This is a genomic window from Phenylobacterium sp. (assembly GCF_025934275.1).
In the GTDB taxonomy this organism is placed as follows: Bacteria; Pseudomonadota; Alphaproteobacteria; order Caulobacterales; family Caulobacteraceae; genus Phenylobacterium.
The window spans coordinates 40,907-61,804 of the sequence record NZ_JAICYI010000001.1 but is presented as its reverse complement, the minus strand read 5'-3'; the positions used below and the strand labels follow the sequence as shown (position 1 = coordinate 61,804).

Annotated in this window: 18 protein-coding genes and 1 tRNA gene; 11 read left to right on the top strand and 8 right to left on the bottom strand. The window is 69.8% G+C overall.

From position 1 onward, the window contains the following. Positions 1–31 precede the first annotated feature (31 nt). Positions 32–2,020 (top strand): DUF3604 domain-containing protein, encoded by a 1,989-nt coding sequence (locus tag Q0W60_RS00335; RefSeq protein ID WP_297691388.1) that lies wholly within the window; start codon positions 32–34, stop codon positions 2,018–2,020. 87 nt (positions 2,021–2,107) lie between these two features. Here Q0W60_RS00335 and Q0W60_RS00330 read toward each other — a convergent pair whose 3' ends face one another. Beyond that, entirely contained in the window at positions 2,108–4,339 is a 2,232-nt protein-coding gene (locus Q0W60_RS00330; protein WP_297691386.1) for a TonB-dependent receptor, read from the bottom strand. Positions 4,340–4,621: 282 nt separating this feature from the next. Here Q0W60_RS00330 and Q0W60_RS00325 point away from each other — a divergent pair, with 282 nt between their 5' ends. Then, complete coding sequence (locus tag Q0W60_RS00325; protein WP_297691384.1) at positions 4,622–6,154, top strand: MFS transporter; 1,533 nt, start codon at positions 4,622–4,624, stop codon at positions 6,152–6,154. A gap of 253 nt (positions 6,155–6,407) precedes the next feature. Here Q0W60_RS00325 and Q0W60_RS00320 read toward each other — a convergent pair. Further along, positions 6,408–6,482: transfer RNA gene (locus tag Q0W60_RS00320), tRNA-Gly, on the bottom strand. Positions 6,483–6,579: 97 nt separating this feature from the next. After that, positions 6,580–7,323, bottom strand: a complete 744-nt coding sequence (locus tag Q0W60_RS00315; protein WP_297691382.1) for a DUF6065 family protein — start codon at positions 7,321–7,323, stop codon at positions 6,580–6,582. An 83-nt stretch (positions 7,324–7,406) separates the two neighbouring features. Here Q0W60_RS00315 and Q0W60_RS00310 point away from each other — a divergent pair, with 83 nt between their 5' ends. The 4 genes from Q0W60_RS00310 to Q0W60_RS00295 all read left to right on the top strand — a co-directional run bounded on the left by Q0W60_RS00310 (position 7,407) and on the right by Q0W60_RS00295 (position 9,821). Next, entirely contained in the window at positions 7,407–7,928 is a 522-nt protein-coding gene (locus tag Q0W60_RS00310) for a YbaK/EbsC family protein (RefSeq protein ID WP_297691381.1), read from the top strand. Between the two features lie 65 nt (positions 7,929–7,993). After that, a complete protein-coding gene (locus tag Q0W60_RS00305; protein ID WP_297691379.1) occupies positions 7,994–8,914 on the top strand; it encodes a co-chaperone YbbN in 921 nt (306 codons plus the stop codon). A 25-nt stretch (positions 8,915–8,939) separates the two neighbouring features. Then, positions 8,940–9,599, top strand: coding sequence for an LON peptidase substrate-binding domain-containing protein (locus Q0W60_RS00300; protein WP_297691376.1), 660 nt, complete (start codon positions 8,940–8,942; stop codon positions 9,597–9,599). Between the two features lie 9 nt (positions 9,600–9,608). Then, positions 9,609–9,821: a Trm112 family protein gene (locus Q0W60_RS00295; RefSeq protein WP_297691374.1), complete on the top strand. Its 213-nt coding sequence runs from the start codon at positions 9,609–9,611 to the stop codon at positions 9,819–9,821. 171 nt (positions 9,822–9,992) lie between these two features. Here Q0W60_RS00295 and Q0W60_RS00290 read toward each other — a convergent pair whose 3' ends face one another. Continuing rightward, positions 9,993–11,240, bottom strand: a complete 1,248-nt coding sequence (locus Q0W60_RS00290) for an FAD-dependent monooxygenase (protein WP_297691372.1) — start codon at positions 11,238–11,240, stop codon at positions 9,993–9,995. 136 nt (positions 11,241–11,376) lie between these two features. Between Q0W60_RS00290 and Q0W60_RS00285 the strand changes: the two genes are divergently transcribed. From Q0W60_RS00285 to Q0W60_RS00275, 3 genes are read left to right on the top strand one after another with little or no spacing between them, the layout of a single operon-like run. Further along, positions 11,377–12,471, top strand: coding sequence for an HlyD family secretion protein (locus tag Q0W60_RS00285; RefSeq protein ID WP_297691370.1), 1,095 nt, complete (start codon positions 11,377–11,379; stop codon positions 12,469–12,471). Between the two features lie 3 nt (positions 12,472–12,474). Continuing rightward, the gene (locus Q0W60_RS00280; protein ID WP_297691368.1) at positions 12,475–14,115 is read left to right on the top strand and encodes a DHA2 family efflux MFS transporter permease subunit; all 1,641 of its coding nucleotides are present in this window, start codon (positions 12,475–12,477) and stop codon (positions 14,113–14,115) included. After that, complete coding sequence (locus Q0W60_RS00275) at positions 14,115–14,777, top strand: TetR/AcrR family transcriptional regulator (RefSeq protein WP_297691366.1); 663 nt, start codon at positions 14,115–14,117, stop codon at positions 14,775–14,777. Before Q0W60_RS00280 ends, Q0W60_RS00275 begins: the two co-directional genes overlap by 1 nt. Here Q0W60_RS00275 and Q0W60_RS00270 read toward each other — a convergent pair. After that, entirely contained in the window at positions 14,746–15,558 is an 813-nt protein-coding gene (locus Q0W60_RS00270; protein ID WP_297691364.1) for an enoyl-ACP reductase, read from the bottom strand. The genes Q0W60_RS00275 and Q0W60_RS00270 overlap by 32 nt on opposite strands. Positions 15,559–15,707: 149 nt before the next feature. On the opposite strand from Q0W60_RS00270, the gene Q0W60_RS00265 reads away from it, so the two are divergent. Further along, positions 15,708–17,489: a chloride channel protein gene (locus Q0W60_RS00265; RefSeq protein WP_297691362.1), complete on the top strand. Its 1,782-nt coding sequence runs from the start codon at positions 15,708–15,710 to the stop codon at positions 17,487–17,489. Between the two features lie 8 nt (positions 17,490–17,497). Here the strand turns inward: Q0W60_RS00265 and fabB are convergent, their stop codons facing one another. Genes fabB through Q0W60_RS00250 form a run of 3 tightly spaced genes read right to left on the bottom strand, consistent with a single transcriptional unit; the run spans position 17,498 to position 19,828 of the window. After that, positions 17,498–18,706, bottom strand: a complete 1,209-nt coding sequence (gene fabB / locus Q0W60_RS00260) for a beta-ketoacyl-ACP synthase I (RefSeq protein ID WP_297691360.1) — start codon at positions 18,704–18,706, stop codon at positions 17,498–17,500. Between the two features lie 3 nt (positions 18,707–18,709). Next, positions 18,710–19,231 carry a 3-hydroxyacyl-[acyl-carrier-protein] dehydratase FabA gene (gene fabA / locus Q0W60_RS00255; RefSeq protein WP_297691358.1) on the bottom strand — a complete coding sequence of 174 codons (522 nt, stop codon included), beginning with the start codon at positions 19,229–19,231 and terminating at the stop codon, positions 18,710–18,712. Between the two features lie 51 nt (positions 19,232–19,282). Continuing rightward, positions 19,283–19,828, bottom strand: coding sequence for an SH3 domain-containing protein (locus Q0W60_RS00250; RefSeq protein WP_297691356.1), 546 nt, complete (start codon positions 19,826–19,828; stop codon positions 19,283–19,285). Positions 19,829–19,908: 80 nt separating this feature from the next. On the opposite strand from Q0W60_RS00250, the gene Q0W60_RS00245 reads away from it, so the two are divergent. Next, positions 19,909–20,895 (top strand): D-glycerate dehydrogenase, encoded by a 987-nt coding sequence (locus Q0W60_RS00245; protein ID WP_297691354.1) that lies wholly within the window; start codon positions 19,909–19,911, stop codon positions 20,893–20,895. Positions 20,896–20,898 lie beyond the last annotated feature (3 nt).

The window sequence follows — 20,898 nt, the reverse complement described above, 5'->3', positions numbered from 1 at the left end:
GCGCCAAGAGAACAGAACGGGAGGAACGTCCGTGAAGCTTTCGACCCTCGTCATCGCGTCGGTGTCCGGCGCGGCGCTCACTACGGGCGCGGTGCTCGTCGCCCAGCACGGCGGCGGGACCGCCAAGGCGAAGGCGCTGGGCGCCCCGCACGAGGTCTCGACCCCGCCCGACCAGGCCTACCGCACCGACGTGCCGCCTGCCGCGCGGCGGGTGTTCTTCGGCGAGTTGCACCTGCACACCGCCATGTCGCTGGATGCCTGGACCTTCGGGACCAAGGTCATGCCCGACCAGGCCTACAGGTTCGCCCGCGGCGAGACGGTGATGGTGCCGGCCGCCCAGGTGCGGATGGAGCAAGGGTTGCCGGCCACCGCGGAGGTCCCCGCCCGCCGCGCCTGGCCGCTGGACTTCGCCGCCGTCACCGACCACTCCGAATATGTGGGCGCCATGCCCATGCTGGACGATCCGTCGAGCGCCTTCTCGCGGAGCGAGACCGGCCAGAAGCTCAAGGCGGCCGGCCGCGGCGGCTTCGCCATGGTCGAGCGCATGTCCCGCGACAACGGCAGCCAGGCGCAAAAGGACATCCGGGCCGCAGCCGAAGCCGCCGCCGGCTGGGCCGCCGAGGTGAAGGCCGCCGACGACAACTACCAGCCGGGCAAGTTCACCACCTTCGTGGCCTACGAGTGGACCGCCACGGCCGGGTACGGCACCCACATGCACCGCAACGTGATCTTCAATTCCGACCACGCGCCGAAGCCCTTCACGGCGATCGATTCCGACCATCCGGAGGACCTCTGGAAGTACCTGGACTCGGTGCGCAAGCAGGGCATCGACGTGATCGCCATCCCGCATAACGCCAACCTGTCGGACGGCCACGACTTCGACTGGAACATGTCCGACGGGCGGCCGATCGACGAGGCCTATGCGCTGGAGCGGGCGCTGAACGAGCCGCTGGTCGAGATCGCCCAGACCAAGGGCTATTCCGAGACCACGCCCGAGCTCTCGCCGCAGGACGAGTTCGCCAACTTCGAGATCATGGACCGCATCTACCGCGGCGAGACCGCGCCCAAGCAGCACGGCTCTTACGTCCGCGAGGCCTGGGGCCGCGGCCTGGTCATCCAGTCGAAGGTCGGCGCCAACCCCTTCAAGATGGGCGTGGTCGGCGGCTCAGACATCCACAACGGCCTCTCCGTCTCGGACGAGGACGGCTATGCTGGGCGGATCAGCGGGCTCGATCCGAAGACCATGCTGCCGCGCGGCGCAGCGGCGGAGGCGGCGCTCGGCCTGGGCAGGCCGGATCAGCCGGCGAAGCGGGCCAGCGGCCAGCGGGAGAACGACCCGCTGCAGTTCAGCGGCGCGGCGATCACCGGCGTCTGGGCCGAGGAGAACACCCGCAACGCGATCTTCGCGGCCTTGAAGCGCAAGGAGACCTTCGCCACCTCGGGCACGCGGATGCGGCTTCGGATGTTCGGCGGCTGGGGCTTCGCGCCGGCGATGACCGGCAGGACGGACTGGGTCGCCAGGGCCTACGCCACCGGCGTGCCGATGGGATCCGACCTGCCGGCCAAGCCCGCCGGCGCCAAGGCGCCGAGCTTCATCCTGCAGGCCACCAAGGATCCCGACGGCGCCAACCTCGACCGCGTGCAGGTGATCAAGGTCTGGCTCGACCACGGGAGCTATCGCGAGAAGGTCTACGACGTGGCGCTCTCCGGCGGGCGCAAGGACGACGCCAAGGGCCACGCGCCGCCGGTCGGCAACACGGTCGACCTGACGACCGGCGCCTACAAGAACACCATCGGCGCGGGGGTCCTGACCAAGGTCTGGCGCGACCCGGACTTCGACCCGAAGGTCCCGGCGGTCTACTACGCCCGCGCCCTGGAGATCCCGACGGCGCGCTGGACGACCCTGGTCGCCATCCGCAACCACCTGCCGATCCCGGCCAAGGCGCCGGCCACCCATCAGGAGCGGGCCTGGTCCTCGCCGATCTGGTTCACCCCGGCGGGATTCAAGAAGGGCGCCTGAGGGCGCCCTTCTCCACGACCAGACGGCGGGGAGGACGACGGTCCAGGAGGCGCGCCTGGACCCTTCTGCGAGGTCAGCGCAAGGTCCTCACCAGCGGTAGAGAACCTGGGCGCCGTAGGTGCGAGGCTCGCTCCACCGCCGCGCCGACGTGGCCTCGAAAGTGAGGTAGGTGACGTTGGTCAGATTGTTGGCGAACGCCGCAACCTCCCAGTGGCCGCGCTGGATCCCGGCGCGGGCATTGACGATCTGATAGTCATGCAGCTCGGGCGTCTGCTCGATCTCCTGCACCCCGCCCCAGCGGGCCGCATAGAGCAGGTTCACGAAGCCCGTCGCCTGGTACGCCAGCGGATGACTGTAGTGGAGGTTGGCCGAGGCCAGCCACTTCGGCAGCTGCGGGGGGTTGTCGCCGTCAAACTCGCCGCTGGTGATCTTGCCGCCCTGGCGGGAGCCGCCGATCGTGGTCAGCAGGTCGCCGCCGGCGATCGACAGGTTGATGGTGGCCTCCGCTTCGACGCCCCAGATCCGCGCTTTGCCGCCGTTGGTGGCGAAGTTCGTCTGCGCGACAGGGCAGACGGGATTGGTCGCCTTGCAACCGTTGTCGGTCTGGATGATCAGGTTGCTGACGTCGGTCCAGTATCCCGCCGCGGTCAGGTAGATCTGGCGGATGGGATTGCCCTTGGCGCCGACCTCGTAGGTGAGGGTGTTTTCGTTGCCGTAGCTGACTGGGATCGGGATCGGCTGCAGTGGATTTCCGAGATTGCTGTTGAAGCCGCCGGCCCGGAAGCCCGTGCCGACCTTGGCGTAGCCCATCCACTCCGGCGAGAACTTGTAGGAGCCGGTTACCTCGTAGGCGAGGTTGTCGGGGTTGAAGGTGGCGTCGACCAGCTTGCCTTTCACGGCCACGAAGCCGGGATTGCTGAACTGGTTGGCCGCGAAGGTCTTTTCGTCCTTCGTATATCGCAGCTCGCCGGTGACGCCGAACTGGTCGGTGAAGTCGTATTCCAGGCTGCCGTAGGCGGCCCAGGAGTTCAGCGTCTGGGAGGAGACCGAAACGGCCCCGGTCGACGGGTTGGCCTTCGTGGGCGTCCGCGTCGTGGTGATCGTGTCGCCGTCCTGCAGGTGCAGATATTCGCCGCCGATCAGCCACTTCCACTGGGTTCCGATGTCGCCGCTCAGGTAAAGTTCCTGGTTGAAGCTCCGCGTCTTGCCGTGGTTCTGCTGCGTGCCGTTGGTCTCCAGCGAGGCGCCCGGCGCGAGCAGGCCGGCGGCCTTGATCTGCGCCAGCAGGCCGGGATCGATGATGTCGTTGTCGAACTGCTGCAGGTCCTTGCGCTCGCGCCACAGGCTGATCCAGGTCAGCGTCCCGAAGTCGAACCGGTAGTTCGAGGCGAACTCGACATCGTTCACCTGGTCGACGTCGGCGTCCTCGAAATTGTGCGGCCTGCTGAACTTCGGCTCGATGAAGATGCCCTGCGGTTCCAGGGCATTGGGCTGCACCCAGAGCTGCAGGTTCAGCGCCGGATACTTGTTCTTCGCGTGCTCGAACATGAGGTTCGCATCGAACGGGCCGTTCTCATAGCGCAGCTGGGCGCGGTACGCGTAGGTCGACTGGGCGTCGATGTACTTGTCGAGGTCCGGGTTGAAGTAGAACCCCTTGGATTGCTTCATGTCGTCGCCGCTCAGCCGGACCGCGAGATGGTCGGTCAGCGGCTGGTTCAGCACGCCCTCGTATTCCGTGAAGCCGACGTTGCCCGCCTTGGCGGAGAGATAGCCGGAGGGCGTCGGGCTCGGCCGCGCCGTGATCACATTGATCGCCCCGCCCACCGCATCGCGGCCGTAGAGCGCGCCTTGCGTTCCACGCAGCACCTCGATCTGGCTTACATCGAACAGGTCGAAGCGGCTGAAGGTCCGGCCGCCCTGGGCGCCGCCGCCGACGTAAGCCCCGTCGCGATAGAGACCGACCCCAGACTCGGCGCTGGTCCCGCGGCTCGTGCCCGATCCGCGGATCGACACCTCCGAGGTGAGCGGCGTCGAGGTGTCCCCGAACGCCACGCTGGGCAGCGAGGTGACCAGGTCCTTCACCCCCTGCAAGCCGCCGCGCTCCAGGATCTCCGAACCCTCCACCACACTCGCCGACACCGGCACGTCACGCAGCCGCTCGTTGCGCTTGCGAGCCGTCACGATGACCTCGCCGACCTCGGTTGTGTCCTGCACGGCCGGCCGGGCCGCCGGGGCCGCCGCCTGCGCCCAGGCATGGCCGGTCACGCCGAACCCGCAGAGCGCCGAAACGGAGGCGCAGGCGAAAAGAAGCTTCCGCATATGTTTCCCCCTGCTGACGCCGGTCTCGCGCCGGACGTCTCTTTGCGCCGTCTGACGCGGCGCGTGGTTGATCGGGGAAGACCGGGCTTCGTCCCGAAGCCCCACCGGCCTGACCATGCCCCGAACCGGACATTAGTCGCGCGCCCGAGCGCTTGCCGGGGCTATCTCGCCGGATTCCGGACGGCGGAATTTGCGCCCAACAGCACACGACTTCCCCCGGCGGCTCGCTTAGCCCTGGCGGGAGGCCCCGCAGAGAGGGCGCGCGATCGGGAGGGAGGCGGCATGGCGCTGGCCAGGTCGGACGAAGCGCCAAACGCGCGCGCGCCGCGGACGGGCGGGCCCCGGCGGCCGTCGCTCACCACCAAGGTGCTGTTCGGCATCGGCTCCATGGAGGACGGCGCCCAGCTCGTCATCGTGGGCGGCGTGCTGCTTCTCTACTACAGCCAGATTCTGCACGTGCCGGTGCAGCTGGTCAGCCTGGCGATGGGCGTCTCGCTGTTCGTGGACGCGCTCTTCGACCTCCTCATCGCCCAGTTCTCCGACAATCTGCGCGCCCGGCTCGGGCGGCGGCACTCGCTCATGTACCTCTCGATCCTGCCGGTCGGCCTGTCGTTCATGGCGCTGTGGATGCCGCCGCCGGGGCTCACCGCGCGCCAGCTCTTCCTCTGGCTCTGCGTGACCGTGACGCTCTTCCGGTTCAGCCACAGCCTCTACATGGTGCCCTCGGGCGCGCTACTGCCCGAGCTGGCGCCCGGCTATCACGACCGCACCCGGATGTACGGCTTCCGCTACATGCTGGGCTCGCTGGGCGGCGGCATCGCCGCGGTGCTGGCCTACGGCGTGTTCCTGAGGAAGACGCCGGACTATCCGCTCGGCCAGCTCAACCCGGCAGGCTATCCGCCGATGGCGATCGCCGTCGGCCTGCTGATGATGGCGGCCAACCTCGTCTCCGACCTCGGGACCCACGCGCACATCCCGGACCTCTACCGGCCCGCGCCGCGCGACGTGCAGTGGCGCGTATGGCTGAAGGAGATCGCCAGCATCTTCGGGAACCGCAACTTCGTCATCGCGGTGATCGGCGGCATGCTGGCCGCCGCCCCGGCGGCCCTGACCACCGGCCTGTCGATCTATTTCAACACATTCATCTTCGACCTGCCGGCCCGCAACGTGATGCTGCTGGTGGCGATCCAGGCCCTCTCCGGGCCCCTGGCCTTTGCGGTCGCTGCGGCGGTCTCCGCCCGGCTGCAGAAGCGGCAGGCCTATCTCTGGCTCTACGCGGCCAGCCTGATTTTCGTGCACGGGCCGCTGGCGCTGCGCCTGTTCGGACTGCTGCCGCCCAACGGCGCTCCGCTGCTGCTTCCCGTCCTGATGGGCGCGCAGTTGCTGCACGGCGTCGTAGGGATCGCGGCCTCCATCGTCTCGACATCGATGATCTCCGACGTGGTGGAGGAGAACCAGGCGCGGACCGGGCGCCGCTCCGAGGGGCTGGTGCTGTTCTCCGACCGGCTGATGCTGAAGCTCGCGAATGCGCTCGCGACCATCCTGCCGGGCATCCTCCTGGCGATCGTGAAGTTCCCCATCGGCGCCAGGCCGTCGACCCTCGATCCGGCGGTCATGCGCCACCTGGCGATGATCTACATCGGGCTCTCGCTGCTGCTCAGCGCAGGCGCCATCCTGGTGTGGCTGGCCTTCCGCATCGACCAGGCCGCGCACCAGCGGAACTTGGAGGCGATCGCCGCACTCAAGGAACGATCAACCGACGCCGAAACGATCCAAGCGGCCGAGCAGCTCTCCGCTCAGCCTCGGCTGGGCTGACGTAGCCCAGGGCTGAGCGCAGGCGGCGGGGATTGCAGGAGCCCTCGATGTCCTGAAGCAGGTCCCGCCGGGCTTGGTCGCGCGTGGCGCAGAGCGCACACCCCGCGCTCGGCGCATCAAAGAGCGCCGACGCTGGCGCGAGCCGCAACCAGATTGCATCCAAGGCGTCCGCGGGATGTCGCCGGCCGTCTAGAGGGTTAGCCAGCAGAGGCCCGAAGCCCTGCTTTTCGTTCGTGCCTGGAGTCTCGAATTCTGGAGCGGGCGATGAGATTCGAACTCACGACCCCAACCTTGGCAAGGTTGTGCTCTACCCCTGAGCTACGCCCGCGCTCCTCGGGAAGCGGTGGGATGAACCCGCCCCGAAAATTCGAGAGGCGGCTTATGGCAGACGCCCCCCCGGTTTGCAAGCGGCCGGGGGCCGCACCTCAGCCCACCCATTTCGGGCTCTTCAGCCGCCGCTTGTTGACATGGTCCTGGCGGGCCGGGGCCACCTCTTCGGGAAACTCGCCCTTGAAGTAATAGCGCTGCCAGGCCTGCTTGGTGGCCTCGGGGTCCTGGCGGAAGATCCGCTGGTTGAACTCGGACCGGTGCTTCTCCCAGACGTCGTACTGGTGGCGCAGCTCGGGGTCGCGGTCCATGCGCTTCACCACCGGCTGGATGGCGTGCAGCGTCTTGTCCTCCAGGAGGGTGATGAAGCAGAACGGCTCGCCCTTCTCCCAGCGCACCTTGCCGGGCCGGGTGAACATCCAGTTCATCGTGAACGGGAACGGCAGCCAGTCGGTCTCCACCACGCCCGACAGCGCCTGGATGCCGTCCTTGACGTGGTTGGGCGGCCCCATGACCCACATCGACCAGCCGGGCGGGGTGCGGAACAGGTAGCCGGGGTGGAAGGTCAGCACTCCGTGGCTGAAGTGGCTGGAGGCCAGCCGGTGGAAGTCCGGATGCGGGTAGTCGGGCGTGAGCCGGATGTCCTGCTGGTGCAGGCCGCCGGTCCACTCCGCGGTGAACGCGACCGGCGAGAGGATCTCCCAGCCGGAGGTGTTGGCCATGTTGAGCGGCAGGCAGCGGTAGGGATGGCGCTGGGAGAAGTGATCCATCCAGGCGCGCTCCTGGCGGCCGGCCACGATCTCCGGCGGCCGCTCGGTGGTGGGGTAGCACTCCAGTTCCATGGGTCAGACCCGGTATGACCAGCGTGGGTTCGGTCCTTTAGGCGCCCCTCGCGCGCCCGTCCAGTTCGGGTATTGCTGGGCCGATGACCAACCGCGCCGAACTGTTGGCCCTGCTCGAGCGGCTCGGGGCCGGGACGAAGACCGTCGAGCATCCCGCGGTGTTCCGTGTCGAGGAGGGGGAAGCGCTGAAGCGCGCCATCCCGGGAGCGCACACCAAGAACCTTTTCCTGAAGGACGCCAAGGACCAGCTCTGGCTGATTTCGGCCGAGGGCCATGCCCGGATCGACCTCAAGCGCCTGCACCTGGTGATCGGCTCGGCCCGGCTGTCGTTCGGCAATGCGCAGCTGATGGCGGAGACCCTCGGCGTGACGCCCGGCTCGGTCAGCGCCTTCGGCCTGGTCAACGACAAGACCCATCGCGTGCGCTTCGTGCTCGACCGCACGCTCGCCGAGGCGCCGCTCGTCAACTTCCACCCGCTGGAGAACACCGCCACCACGACCATCTCGCAGGCGGGCTTCCGCAGCTTCCTGGCCGCGGCGGGGGTCGAGCCGCTGGTGGTCGACTTCGCCGCCATGGCCGTGGTCCCGACGCGGGAGATGCGTTGAACCGGCGCGGTCCTGCGACCATCTTTGAACGCACGCGTTTGACGAGCACGGCGGAGGAGCGGCGCATGACCCTGATCGGCGAGACCACCGGCAAGGCGGGCGGAGCCCCGCCTGCGGACCTGATCAAGGACGCCACCGACGCCTCGTTCGTGGCCGACGTCGTCGAGGCCTCGCGCGAGCAGCCGGTGATCGTGGACTTCTGGGCGACCTGGTGCGGCCCCTGCCGCCAGCTCGGCCCGGCGCTGGAGCGGGCGGTGGCGGCGGCCAGGGGCGCGGTGAGGCTGGTCAAGGTCGACATCGACAAGAACCCCGCCTACGCGGGCCAGCTGCGGGTGCAGTCGATCCCGGCGGTGTTCGCCTTCGTCGACGGCCGGCCGGTTGACGGCTTCATGGGCGCCCTGCCCGAGAGCCAGGTGAAGGCCTTCGTGGACCGACTCGCCAAGGAGAAGACCGCGGGCGGCGGCGGCTCGCATGTCGACGAGCTCCTCGAGTTCGCCAAGGAGTCGCTCGCCATGAACGACCTGGGCGGCGCGGCCCAGGCCTACGCCCAGGTGCTGCAGGCCGAGCCCGAGAACGCCAAGGCGCTGGGCGGGCTCGCGCGGCTTTACGTGCAGAACGGCGATCCCGATCGGGCCCGCGAGGTCCTGGCCATGGCCCCGCCGGACGCCAAGGACCCCGACCTCGACAGCGTCCGCGCCGCGTTGGCGCTGGCCGAAGCCGCGCCCGCCGACACCGCCGCCTTCGAGCAGCGCCTGGCCAAGGATCCGGACGACCACCAGGCGCGCTTCGAGCTGGCCGCGGCGCTGGCCGGCGCCGGGCGCCTGGACGCGGCGGCCGACAACCTGCTCTACATCATCGAGCGCGACCGCGAGTGGAACGATGAAGCCGCCCGCAAGCAGCTCCTGAAGGTGTTCGAAGCGGCTGGGCCGATGTCGGAGGTGGCGAAACAGGGGCGCCGCCGGCTTTCGGCCATACTGTTCAGCTGACCTCCCTTCGAGAGGAGACGCGAGAATGCCGGGCTATCGACGGGCGGCCGAGCTGCCGCAGGTGATCCCGGTGTTCCCGCTCGACGGCGCGCTGCTGCTGCCGGGCGGCGAACTGCCGTTGCAGATCTTCGAGCCGCGTTACCTGAACATGGTCGACGACGTCATGGCCGGCGACCGGGTCGTCGGCATGATCCAGACCAAGGGCGGCGACCGCTCGCGGCCGATCCTGGCTCGCGTCGGCTGTGTCGGGCGCATCACCAGCTACGCCGAGACGGCCGACGGCCGCTACCTCATCACGCTGACCGGCGTCTGCCGCTTCGAGCCGGGCGAGGAGATCGCCATCAGTACGCCCTACCGCCAGGTGCGCGCCCGCTATGATCGCTTCGAGAACGATCTGGCGCGGGACGAGTTGACGCTGGCGCCGGACGGCGTCCGCGAGCGCTTCGGCCGCGCGCTGAAGCGCTACCTGAACCGCCGCGAGCTCGACATCGACTGGGAGACCGCGACCACCGCGCCGCTGGAGCCGCTGGTCAATTCGCTGGCCATGGGGCTGCCCTTCGAGCCGGCCGAGAAGCAGGCGCTTCTGGAGGCCCCCGACCTGGCCGGCCGCTTCGAGGCGCTCACCACGCTCCTGGAGATCGACTGCATGGAAGATGGCGATGACGAGAGCCATTCGGTGCAGTAGAGGCAGCCCATGAGCGACGCCGCCGATCCCGCCCCCGAGGCCGGCCCGCAGGTCGAGGTCGATCCGCGCCTCCTGGAGGTGCTGGTCTGCCCGGTGACCCACGGCCCGCTGATCTTTGACCGCGAAAAGGGCGAGCTCGTCAGCCGCTCGGCCAAGCTCGCCTACCCGATCCGCGACGGCGTGCCGATCATGCTGCCGGAAGAAGCGCGGGAGCTGGAGTAGGTTTCTCCCTGAACGGGGGGCACAGACCGCGAAGCGGTCAGGGCGGGACATGCGGGCCAGCCTCGGCGACTGTTCCTAATGGAGGACGCCGACCGGCAGCCTCGGAGCTTGATCGTGGCCTCCCCGCCCAGCTCGCCTGGCGGCGAGCTTCCCTCCCATAAAGGGAGGGAGTTACAGCGCCTCCCCCTTCAGCAGCTTCGGCAGGTCGCCCGCGGCGCCCCCGGCTTCCTGCATGAAGAAGCGGCGCGCGGGACCCATGCGGTTCACCGCCGCCATGCCGGCGCCGCGCGCGGCGCGCAGCAGCGGATGGTCGTTGGAGAACAGCCGCACGAACAGGTCCATGCCGGCCGAGAGCGTCGCGACGTCGAAGCGCCGCCAGCGGGCGTAGCGCTCGAGCACGGCGTCGGAACCGATGTCTTCGCCCAGCCGGCTTGCCTCGACGAGGGTCTCGGCGAGCGCCGCCGCCCCCTTCAGCCCGAGGTTCAGGCCCTGGCCGGCGATCGGATGCACCGCGTGCGCCGCATCGCCCAGCAGCGCCACCCTGGACGCGGTGAGCCGCTCGGCGAGCTGCAGGCCCAAGGGATAGGTGAAAACCGGCCCCTCGACGCGGGCCTCGCCCACGGCCTCGCCGAACCGCCGCTGCAGGTGGGCGTGGAAGATCTCCGGGCGCGCGGCCTTCAGCGCCGCCCCGCGCCGCACGCTCTCGGTCCAGACCAGGCTCGCGCGGTCCGCCGTGAGCGGCAGGATGGCGAATGGCCCCGACGGCAGGAAGAACTCGTAGGCGACGCCGTGATGCGGCCGCTCGAGCTTCACCGTCGCCACCAGGCCGGTCTGCCGGTAGTCCCAGCCGATCACCCCGACGCCGGCCTGCTCGCGCACCACCGAGCCACGCCCCTCGGCGCCCACCACCAGGGGCGCGGCGAGAGTGCGTCCGTCAGCCAGGCGCACGCTCGCGCCGCGCGGACCGCTCTCCAGCCCGGCCACCCGCGCCGGCGCCAGCACCTCGATCCCGGCGCGACGCACCGCCTCGGCGAGGCCGGCGCGGATATGCCGGTTCTCGAGCAGGTAGCCGAGCGGCTCGCCCTCCGAGCGATCGGCGATCTCGGCGGCGTCGAAGCGGAGGAAGAACGGCGGCGGCGCCCCGGCCGCAGCGCCGGGCGCGCGCCCGTCGGTGACCAGGATCTGCTCGATACGCTGGGCGTGCGGATCGAGCGCCGGGGCGACGTCCAGCGCCCGCCACTGCCGGTAGGCCGCAAAGGCGATCGCCGAGGCGCGGCCGTCGAAGGTCGGCGCGACCTGCGCATCGAACACCACCGGATCGATCAGCACCGGCCTCAGCCCGGCCTTGGCCAGGGCCAGCGCCAGGGTCGCCCCGGCGATGCCGGCGCCGGCGATGATCACATCGGCCTCGTCGCTCATGTCCCGCGATGAGCCACGATCGCGTCCGCACGTCCAGCGGATGTTTTTTAGACCGTTCCGTCCATTTTTCACTTGCGGCCAGGCTGGCCCGCGCCCATTCTCGAGAACGAAGGGCCCTTGGAAGCTGGGTGCGGCTATGGCGGCATTGCCGAGAGGTCATTGGATACCGGTCCTGGCCGGCGGCGCGGCGACGCTCGCGGTGGCCGTCGGCGGCGGCTTCTGGTGGCTCGAGCGCCAGCACTTCGAGCAGACCGACAACGCCTTCGTCGAGGCCGACAAAGTGACCGTCGCTCCGCAGGTGGACGGCTACGTGGCCGATCTGCCCGTGTCCGACAACGAGGCGGTGCAGCCCGGCCAGCTGCTGGTCCGCATCGATCCGGCCCCCATCCGGGCGCGGCTGGCGCAGGCCGAGGCGAATGCGGAAGCGCTGCAGGCCGCGGTCCGGCAGGTCGACGACAAGGCCCGGCTTGAGCAAGCGATGATCGGGGAGCGCGCCGCGAGCGTGCAGAGCGCCCGGGCGCAGGCCACCTTCGCGCGCGCCGAAATGGACCGCTACGGCGCGCTCGCCGCCAAGGGCTGGGTCCCTCCGCAGCGCGCGCAGAGCGCCAAGGCCGCCGACGACGAGGCCGCGGCCGGGGTCGCCCAGGCGCAGGCGACGCTGGAAGCTGAGCGGCGCACGTCGGAATCGCTCGGCTCGGCCCGCGCCCAGACAGTGGCCCAGTTGCAGGCCGCCCGCGCCGCTGTCGAACAGGCCAGGATCGACCTCTCCCGCACCGAGATCCGCGCCCCCGTGGCGGGCGTGATCGGCGCCCGCGGCGTCCGTCTCGGGCAGTACGTGCGGCCGGGCGGGGCGCTGATGACCGTCGTGCCCCTGGCGGATGCCTATGTGGTGGCCAACTTCAAGGAGACCCAGGTCGCACGCCTGCGGGTCGGCCAGCCGGTGGAGATCCGCGCCGACGCGTTCGGCGACAAGACGATCCGTGGGCGCGTGCAGAGTTTCGCGCCCGCAACCGGCCAGGAGTTCGCCCTTATCCCGGTGGAGAACGCCGTCGGAAACTTCACCAAGATCGCCCAGCGGCTGCCGGTGAAGATCGCTGTCGACCGCGCCCAGCCCTACGCCGGGGCGCTGCGCCCCGGCCTCTCGGTCACCGTCAAGGTCGACGTGCGGCGCAATACCGGCCCGAGCTTCGCAGAGGCGGCCGACGCGCCCGTCCGCTATGCGCGGCGCTAGGCCATGGCCCCCGACGACTCCGGCCCGCGCGCGCCGCTGACCGCCGCGATCCCGGCCGCAGCGCCCGCCCCCGGCTACATCGGTGCGGACGGCGCGGAGGTGAACTGGACCCGCATCTTCCTTGGCTTCGGCGGCATGGTGGTGGGCCAGTTCATGGCCATGCTGGACATCCAGATCGTGGCCTCGTCCCTGGTGCAGATCCAGGCCGGCATCAGCGCCACCAACGACGAGATCAGCTGGGTGCAGACCATCTACCTGCTGGCCGAGGTGGTGATCATGCCGCTGACCGCCTACCTCACCAAGATGTGGGGCACGCGGATGTTCTATGTCGCCGCCTCGCTCTGCTTCGTGGCGACCTCCGTGGCCACCGGGCTTTCGACCAGCGTCGGGATGATGATCGTCACGCGCGCCCTGCAGGGCCTCGCCGCCGGCGCGATGATTCCGCCGATCTTCGCCACAGCGATGACCGTCTTCCCGCCGGAGCGGCGGGTGACCGCGAACGTCGTGGTGGGCTCCATCGTGACGCTCGCCCCCACCATCGGCCCGACCCTGGGCGGCCACCTGACCGAGATGCTCTCCTGGCGCTGGCTGTTCTTCATCAACGTCCCGGTGGGCGCTCTCGTGGTGTTCCTGGTCGGCCGCTACGGCGGCTTCGACAAGGGCGACCCGAAGCTCGCCAAGGGCATCGACTGGTGGGGGCTGGCGCTGATGGCGATCTTCCTGCTGTCGCTGCAGTATGTGCTGGAGGAGGGCTCCAAGGACGGCTGGTTCGATGACGACGCGATCCTGTGGCTGACGGTCACCTCGGCCATCGCGGGCGTCGCCTTCGTCTGGCGCCAGCTCGCCTACCGCCAGCCCATCGTCTCGCTGAGGCCGTTCGCGGACCGCAACTTCACGCTCGGCATCCTGATGACCTTCGTCTCCGGCATGAGCCTTTTCGGCGGCACCTTCCTGCTGCCCCTGTTCCTGGGGCAGATCCGCGGCTACTCCGCCGCCCAGGTCGGCACGACCATGCTGGTCTCCGGGCTCAGCATGTTCTTGTGCGCGCCGACCATCGGCCGCTTCGTCCGCCAGGCCGACCCGCGGCTGTGCCTGGCGGTCGGTTTCGGGCTCTGCGCCTGGAGCATCGGGCTCGGCGGCCGGATCACCGACCAGTGGGGCTTCGGGGAGTTCCTGACCCTGCAGATCGTGCGCGGCGTCGGCAGCATGATCGCGCTGATCGCCGCTCAGCAGATGACCATCACCACCCTCCCGGTGACCCTGATGAAGGACGCCTCAGGGCTCATCAATCTGGTGCGCAACGTGGCCGGGGCGATCGGGCTGGCGGGACTCACCACCATCCTCACCGACCAGCAGGCGGTCCACTACGCCGACATCGCCAGCGCCGCCTCGGTCGCCAACCCGCAGAGCCAGGACATGCTGGACGGCCTGACCCAGATGATGGGAGCCTCCGGCCTCGCCGACCCCGAGGGCGCGGCCCGCAAGGCGCTGGGCTTCCTGATGCACAAGCAGGCCGCCGTGCTGGCGTTCGGCGATGCGTTCACCTTCCTGTCGCTGGCCTGCTGGCTGGCCGTGGGGCTCACCGTCTTCGTCTCCAAGGCCGCCCGCGGGATTCCCGCGCCGCAGCTCGAGGGGGCGCACTGATGCCCAGGCTCGCCGGCCAGATCGACGTCGCCAAGAACGAGGCCATCCTCGACGCCGCGCTCGAGGTTCTCGCGGAACGGGGGGCCGCCGCCTCGATGGAGGAGATCGCCCGGCGGGCGGGCGTCTCCAAGCAGACGATCTACAACCACTACGGCTCCAAGGCCGACCTGGTCCGAGCGATGTGCGCCAGACGCGTCAGCGAGATGACCGCGCCCTTGGAGGCGCCCGGCGCGCTGGAGCAGATCGAGGAGACGCTCGCCGCCTACGCACGGGCCATGATGCGCGGCGTGCTCAACCCGCGGACCATCGCCTTGATGCGCACCGCCATGGCGCACGCCGCCGAACTGCCCGAGGTGCCGGCGGCGATCTACGAGGCCGGGCCGCTCGCCAATCGCCGCCGTTTCGCGAGCTTCGTCGACGCTGAGACCTGCGCCGGCCGCCTCAACTGCCCCGACCCGCTGGCGGCCGCGGAGGTGTTCTCCGGACTGGTGGTCGCAACCCGCCAGGTCGCCGCCCTGTTCGGCGCCCCGCCCGAACCCGACGAGGCGGAAAACGAGCGCATCGCCCGTACGGCCGCGGCGCAGTTCCTGAAGCTGTATGGGGCGGGAAGCTCCGCCGACGGAGGAATTCCTACCCCTCCTCGTCCTCGACGAAGCCCATGATGTGAAAGCCGGCGTCGACGTGGACCACCTCGCCGGTGGTCGAGCGGCCGAGGTCGGAGAGCAGCCACAACGCGCAGCCGGCCACCCCCTCTATGGAAGTGTCCTCCTTCATCGCCGAGAGCGTGCGGCCCTTGGCGAGCATGGCGCGCCCGCCCTGGATGCCGGCCAGCGACAGGGTGCGCATGGCGCCCGGCGAGACGGCGTTCACGCGGATGCCCCTGGGGCCCAGGTCGCGGGCGGCGTAGCGCACCGACGCCTCCAGCGCCGCCTTGGCCACCCCCATGGTGTTGTAGTTCGGGATCGCCCGCTCCGAGCCCATGTAGGTGAGCGTGATGATCGAGCCGCCGTTCGGCATCAGCTGCGCCGAGCGCCGAGCGCAGTCGACGAACGAGAAGGCCGAGATCTCCATGGCGGTGAGGAAACCCTGCCGCGTGGCGTTCTCCACGAACGAGCCGGAGATCTGATCTCGCGGCGCAAACGCGATGGCGTGGACGAAGAAGTCGATGCTGCCGAACGCGTTTCCGACCGTGTCGAAGGCGGCCTGCATGGAGGCGTCGTCGCTGACGTCGGCCGGCGCCATGGTCGCGACACCGAGGCTCTCGCCCAGCGGCCGGACGCGCTTCTCCATGTCCGGCAGGTAGAAGAGGGCGAGCTCGGCGCCCTGAGCGGCCAGCTGCGAGGCGATGCCCCAGGCGATGGAGTTGTGGTTCGCCACCCCGGTGACGATCCCCTTCTTGCCCTTCATCAGCTCGCCCCTGGGCAGGTTCATCTCGTCCGCCACCTCGGCTCTCCCTTGGCCGCTGAATTGCGTAAGCGCGGGTTTGTGGACGGGCGGGCTTGGTAAGGCAAGCCTCGGCGCCGCTTCAATTCCGGGGCGGATCAGTGCGATATGGCCGGACCGCGCCGGCCGAATCGCGCCGGGCGCACCGGATGTCCATGGCCGACCTCACCCATGTGTTCCGCCCAAGGCCCGCCCGCATCCTGGCGGACCTGCGCCGGCGCCTGAGGGTCAGCGAGCTGTGGCTGATCGTCCTTTCGGTCGGGGTCGGGGCGATGGCCGGCGGGCTCGCCGTGCTGCAGGTGCGGATCTCCCACACGGTGCAGATGCTGATCTACCACATCGACTTCGAGGAGCACCTTTCGGCCAGCGCGCGGATCACGCTGCTCGAGAGCCTGTGGCTTCCTGCGGGCGGGGTGGCGCTGGGCGTGCTCTCCTGGGCGGTGGCGCGACGCCGATCCGCGCCGCTGGTCGACGTCGTCGAGGCCAACGCCCTGCATGGCGGAGCGCTGCCGCTGGTGGATTCGGCGATCGTCTGCGGCCAGACGCTGATCTCCAACGGGGTTGGCGGCTCTGTGGGCCTGGAAGCCGCCTACGCCCAGGCGGGCGGCGCGGCCGCCTCCTTCCTGGGACGGAAGCTGAAGCTCCGCCGGCACGACATGCGCATCCTGGTGGGGGCCGGCGCCGGGGCGGCGATCGGAGCTGCGTTCGGCGCTCCGCTCACCGGCGCCTTCTACGCCTTCGAGATCGTCATCGGCTCCTACACGCCTTCGGCCATCGCGCCGGTGGCCGCGGCGTGCCTGGCCAGCGTGGTCTCCTCCCAGGCGCTGGGCGGCATCCCCTACTCCATCCAGATCCAGACCGAACGCGCGCCCGACGTGGCGGCCTACATGCTCTACGGCGGCCTGGGTCTGGTCTGCGCGATGATCGGCATCGCCATCATGCACATCACCGCGCGGGTGGATCAGGCGGTCCGCAGCCTGCCGTTCCCCGGCTACCTGCGTCCGATGATCGGCGGATTCCTGCTTGCGGCCTACGCGCTCTGGTCGCCGCAGACCATGTCGGCCGGACACGGCGCGCTGCACCTCGACCTCTCGTTCGGCGGCGCGACCATCAGCTTCCTGGCCACCATCTTCGTCCTCAAGACGCTGGCCTCGATGACCGCGCTCGGCTTCGGCTTCCGGGGCGGGCTGTTCTTCGCCTCCCTGTTCCTGGGCACCCTCCTGGGACAGATCTACGCCAAGCTCCTGGCCTTTACGCCGCTCGCCGAGCACCTCTCGACCCAGAACGCCGCCCTGGTCGGCATGGGCGCGCTGGCCGTCGCGATCATCGGCGGCCCGCTCACCATGAGCTTCCTTGTGCTCGAATCGACGCGCGACTTCGGCGTCGCCGCCGCGACGCTCGCGGCCGCCCTGATCGCCTCGACGGTGGTCCGCGAGCGGTTCGGCTACTCCTTCTCCACCTGGCGGCTGCACCTTCGCGGCGAGAGCATCCGCTCGGCGCGCGACGTCGGCTGGATGCGTTCGCTCACCGCCGGGCGGATGATGCGGCTCGACGTGCGAACCTTCGCCGCCGACGGCACGGTCGCCGAGTTCCGCGCCCGTTTCCCACTTGGTTCGACCACCCGCGTGATCCTGATCGATGCGACCGGCCGCTACGCCGGCATCGTGCTCACCGCCGCCGCGTTCGCCGACGACGTCCCGCCCGAAGGCAAGGTGCTCGACCTGGCGATCAACAAGGACGCGACGCTCCGCTCCGAGCAGGACATCGAGGCGATCATGCGCGCCTTCGACGCCGCCGAAGCTGAGGATCTCGCCGTCGTCGACGAAGAGGGCCGCGTGCTGGGCCTGGTCGGCGAGGCTTATGTCACCCGCCGCTACGCCAGCGAGCTCGAGCGCCAGCACCTCGACCTCTACGGCGAAGCGAAGCTGTAACGCCCTCGTCAGACCCGGCTCATCACCAGGCAGCCGTTCGTTCCGCCGAATCCGAAGCTGTTCGACATCGCCGTCTCGATCGCGCCGTCGTGGCGCCGGCGCAGGATCGGCAGGCCTTCGAACGCGGGGTCGAGGGTCTCGATGTGAGCGCTCTCGGCGACGAAGCCGTTGTTGAGCATCAAGAGGCAGTAGATGGCCTCCTGCGCGCCGGCCGCGCCCAGGCTGTGGCCGGTGAGCGACTTGGTCGACGAGATCATCGGCGGGCGCCCGCCGAACACCGCGCGAACGGCCTCCATCTCCTTGGCGTCGCCGACCGGCGTCGAGGTGCCGTGGGTGTTGAGGTAGTCGATCCTGCGGCCGTCGGGCGGCATGGCGAGCCGCATGCAACGGGCCGCGCCCTCGCCCGAGGGCGCCACCATGTCGAAGCCGTCGGAATTCGCCGCATATCCCACGATCTCGCCGTAGATCTTCGCGCCTCGCGCCTTGGCCCGCTCGTATTCCTCCAGCACGACGATCCCCGCGCCGCCGGCGATCACGAAACCGTCCCGATCCTTGTCGTAGGCGCGCGAGGCGACGGCCGGCCGATCGTTGAAGCCCGTCGACATCGCCCCCATCGCGTCGAACAGCACCGACAAAGTCCAGTCGAGCTCCTCCGCGCCGCCGGCGAAGACCACGTCCTGCTTGCCGGCGGAGATCTGCTCGTAGGCGACGCCGATGCAGTGGGTGGAGGTCGCGCAGGCCGACGAGATGGAGAAGTTGAGGCCGCGGATCTTGAACCAGGTGGCGAGCGTCGCCGAGACGCCCGAGCTCATCGCCTTGGGCACCGCGAACGGCCCGACGCGCTTCGGCCCCTTGGTCTTGGTGATCTCGGCGGCCTCGACGATCGAGCGGGTGGAGGGCCCGCCGGAGCCGACGATCAGCCCGGTCTGTTCGTGGGAGACTTCCGCCTCTCCCAGGCCGGAGTCGGCGATCGCCTGCTCCATGGCGATGTGCGCGAAGGCCGCGCCCTGGGCCAGGAACCGCGCGGCGCGGCGGTCGATCATCGATTCCCAGTCGATCTGCGGCGCGGCGTGCACCTGGCAGCGGAAGCCCAGCTCGGCGTACTCCGGCGCGGCGATGATCCCCGACCTGGCTTCGCGCAGCGCGGCCAGCACCTCGTTGGCGTTGTTGCCGATCGAGGAGACGATCCCGATTCCGGTCACCACCACGCGGCGCATGTCTTAGGTTCCCAGTTGGCTCTTGAGGCCCACGCGCAGGTCCTCGGCCACATAAAACGGCTCGCCGTCGGCTTCCAGGACACCGTCGCCGATCCCCAGCACGAGGCGCCTATTGATAACCCGCTTCATGTCGATCTTGTAGACGACCTTCTTTTTATCCGGCGTCACCTCGCCGGCGAACTTCACCGCCCCGCAGCCCAGCGCGCGGCCACGGCCCTTGCCGCCGATCCAGCCCAGGTAGAAGCCGACCAGCTGCCAGAGCGCATCCAGCCCCAGGCTGCCGGGCATGACCGGATCGCCCAGGAAATGGCAGTCGAAGAACCAGAGGTCCGGCCGGATGTCGAACTCGGCCTCGATGTACCCCAGGCCATGGGCGCCGCCGTCGTCGTTGATCTGAGTGATGCGGTCGAACAGCAGCATCGGCGGGGCCGGCAGCTGGGCGTTGCCCGGCCCGAACATCTCGCCGCGGGCGCAAGCGAGCAGCTCCTCGTAGGTGTAGTGATCCTTGGCCCTGGCCGCGGTCATCGCGCTCTTCCGTCGTGAGCGGCGGGCCTTACCACGAGCGGCCAAAGCCCCTCAACGGCATTGCGGCGCGGGCGCCGTCCCCCAGAGCTCGCCTTCCGGGGCCCAGCCCGAGACGCCGTCCACGTGCACGCGGCACCAGCCCCTGTCGCAGCGGTCGAGCGCGGCGAGCGCGCGCGGGTTCAGATAGCCCACCGTGGCCGAGCCGGGACGCGGCCGCCGCACGAGCGGGGCCGGCCGCGCCCCGATGTTCATCGCGGTCCGCCGCCCGTCCGTGGTGCGCTTGTGGACCCAGACCAGCGCCCCGTCGGGATCGCAGACGCGTCGCCACTCGGAGGTCTCCGCCACGACCTGCAGCGGCAGCCCCTTTACGCGGTAGACGAACAGCAGCCGGTGGTCGTCGCCGGGGCCGGCGCGGGCGTTCACCCGGTCGAACTTCAGCGATACATAGCGCGGCACCGGCAGACCCGAAGGCGTGCTGCGCTCCTCCCGAGCTGTCGCCTGCGCCGCCCCGAAGAGCGTCAGCACGGCGGCTGCGAGCGCGGCGCGCCGGCGCCGCGACTCCCGATGCTTCACACCAGCCTCGCCTTGGCCGCCCATGGACCCTTTGCTAGAGGTGCTTGAACCACAGCGCGCCACGGCAAGCGGCGCGAAGCCCGACGCCCCTTTTCAAGTCCGCCATGGTCGCCCGCAAGCCGAAAGTCATCGTCACGCGCAAACTTCCGGATCCGGTCGAGACCCGGATGCGGGAGCTGTTCGACGCCGAGCTCAACGTGGACGACGTTCCGTTCACCCGCGCCCGGCTGGCGGACGCGCTCGCCCGCGCCGACGTGCTTGCCCCGACCATCACGGACAAGATCGACGCCGAGCTGATCGCCGGGGCCGGCGAGAAGCTGAAGCTGATCGCCAACTTCGGGGTGGGGGTCGACCACATCGACATCCCCGCAGCGCTGGCGAAGGGCATCGCGGTCACCAACACGCCCGGCGTCCTCACCGAGGACACCGCCGACCTCACCATGGCGCTGATCATGGCCGTAGCGCGCCGCATCCTGGAGGGCGCGCAGGCCGTGCAGGCCGGGACCTTCACCGGCTGGACGCCCACCTGGATGATGGGCCGGCGCGTCACCGGCAAGCGGCTGGGCATCATCGGCATGGGCCGGATCGGGCAGGCGGTCGCCCGCCGCGCCAAGGCGTTCGGCCTGCAGATCCACTACCACAACCGCAAGCCCGTCTCCTCGCGCATCGCCGAGGAGCTGGAGGCGACCTACTGGGAAAGCCTCGACCAGATGCTGGCCCGGGTGGATATCGTCTCGGTGCACTCGCCGCATACGCCGGCGACCTACCACCTGCTCTCCGCCCGCCGGCTGAAGCTGCTGCAGCCGCACGCCATCGTGATCAACACCGCCCGCGGCGAGATCATCGACGAGCAGGCGTTGGCCGACCTGCTGGCGCAGGGCAAGATCGCCGGCGCCGGCCTCGACGTCTTCGAGTTCGAGCCGACCATCAACGCCAAGCTGCTGAAGCTGCCCAACGCCGTCCTCTTGCCGCACATGGGTTCGGCGACGCTCGAGGGTCGCATCGACATGGGCGAGAAGGTGATCATCAACATCCGCACCTGGATGGACGGCCACAAGCCCCCCGACCGCATCCTCCCGCAGATGCTGTGACTC

Coding starts and splice junctions, on each gene's coding strand:
- Q0W60_RS00330 (WP_297691386.1), bottom strand. CDS start 4,339: ATGCGGAAGCTTCTTTTCGCCTGCGCCTCCGTTTCGGCGCTCTGCGGG.
- Q0W60_RS00325 (WP_297691384.1), top strand. CDS start 4,622: ATGGCGCTGGCCAGGTCGGACGAAGCGCCAAACGCGCGCGCGCCGCGG.
- Q0W60_RS00315 (WP_297691382.1), bottom strand. CDS start 7,323: ATGGAACTGGAGTGCTACCCCACCACCGAGCGGCCGCCGGAGATCGTG.
- Q0W60_RS00310 (WP_297691381.1), top strand. CDS start 7,407: ATGACCAACCGCGCCGAACTGTTGGCCCTGCTCGAGCGGCTCGGGGCC.
- Q0W60_RS00305 (WP_297691379.1), top strand. CDS start 7,994: ATGACCCTGATCGGCGAGACCACCGGCAAGGCGGGCGGAGCCCCGCCT.
- Q0W60_RS00300 (WP_297691376.1), top strand. CDS start 8,940: ATGCCGGGCTATCGACGGGCGGCCGAGCTGCCGCAGGTGATCCCGGTG.
- Q0W60_RS00295 (WP_297691374.1), top strand. CDS start 9,609: ATGAGCGACGCCGCCGATCCCGCCCCCGAGGCCGGCCCGCAGGTCGAG.
- Q0W60_RS00290 (WP_297691372.1), bottom strand. CDS start 11,240: ATGAGCGACGAGGCCGATGTGATCATCGCCGGCGCCGGCATCGCCGGG.
- Q0W60_RS00285 (WP_297691370.1), top strand. CDS start 11,377: ATGGCGGCATTGCCGAGAGGTCATTGGATACCGGTCCTGGCCGGCGGC.
- Q0W60_RS00280 (WP_297691368.1), top strand. CDS start 12,475: ATGGCCCCCGACGACTCCGGCCCGCGCGCGCCGCTGACCGCCGCGATC.
- Q0W60_RS00275 (WP_297691366.1), top strand. CDS start 14,115: ATGCCCAGGCTCGCCGGCCAGATCGACGTCGCCAAGAACGAGGCCATC.
- Q0W60_RS00265 (WP_297691362.1), top strand. CDS start 15,708: ATGTCCATGGCCGACCTCACCCATGTGTTCCGCCCAAGGCCCGCCCGC.
- fabB (WP_297691360.1), bottom strand. CDS start 18,706: ATGCGCCGCGTGGTGGTGACCGGAATCGGGATCGTCTCCTCGATCGGC.
- fabA (WP_297691358.1), bottom strand. CDS start 19,231: ATGACCGCGGCCAGGGCCAAGGATCACTACACCTACGAGGAGCTGCTC.
- Q0W60_RS00250 (WP_297691356.1), bottom strand. CDS start 19,828: ATGGGCGGCCAAGGCGAGGCTGGTGTGAAGCATCGGGAGTCGCGGCGC.
- Q0W60_RS00245 (WP_297691354.1), top strand. CDS start 19,909: ATGGTCGCCCGCAAGCCGAAAGTCATCGTCACGCGCAAACTTCCGGAT.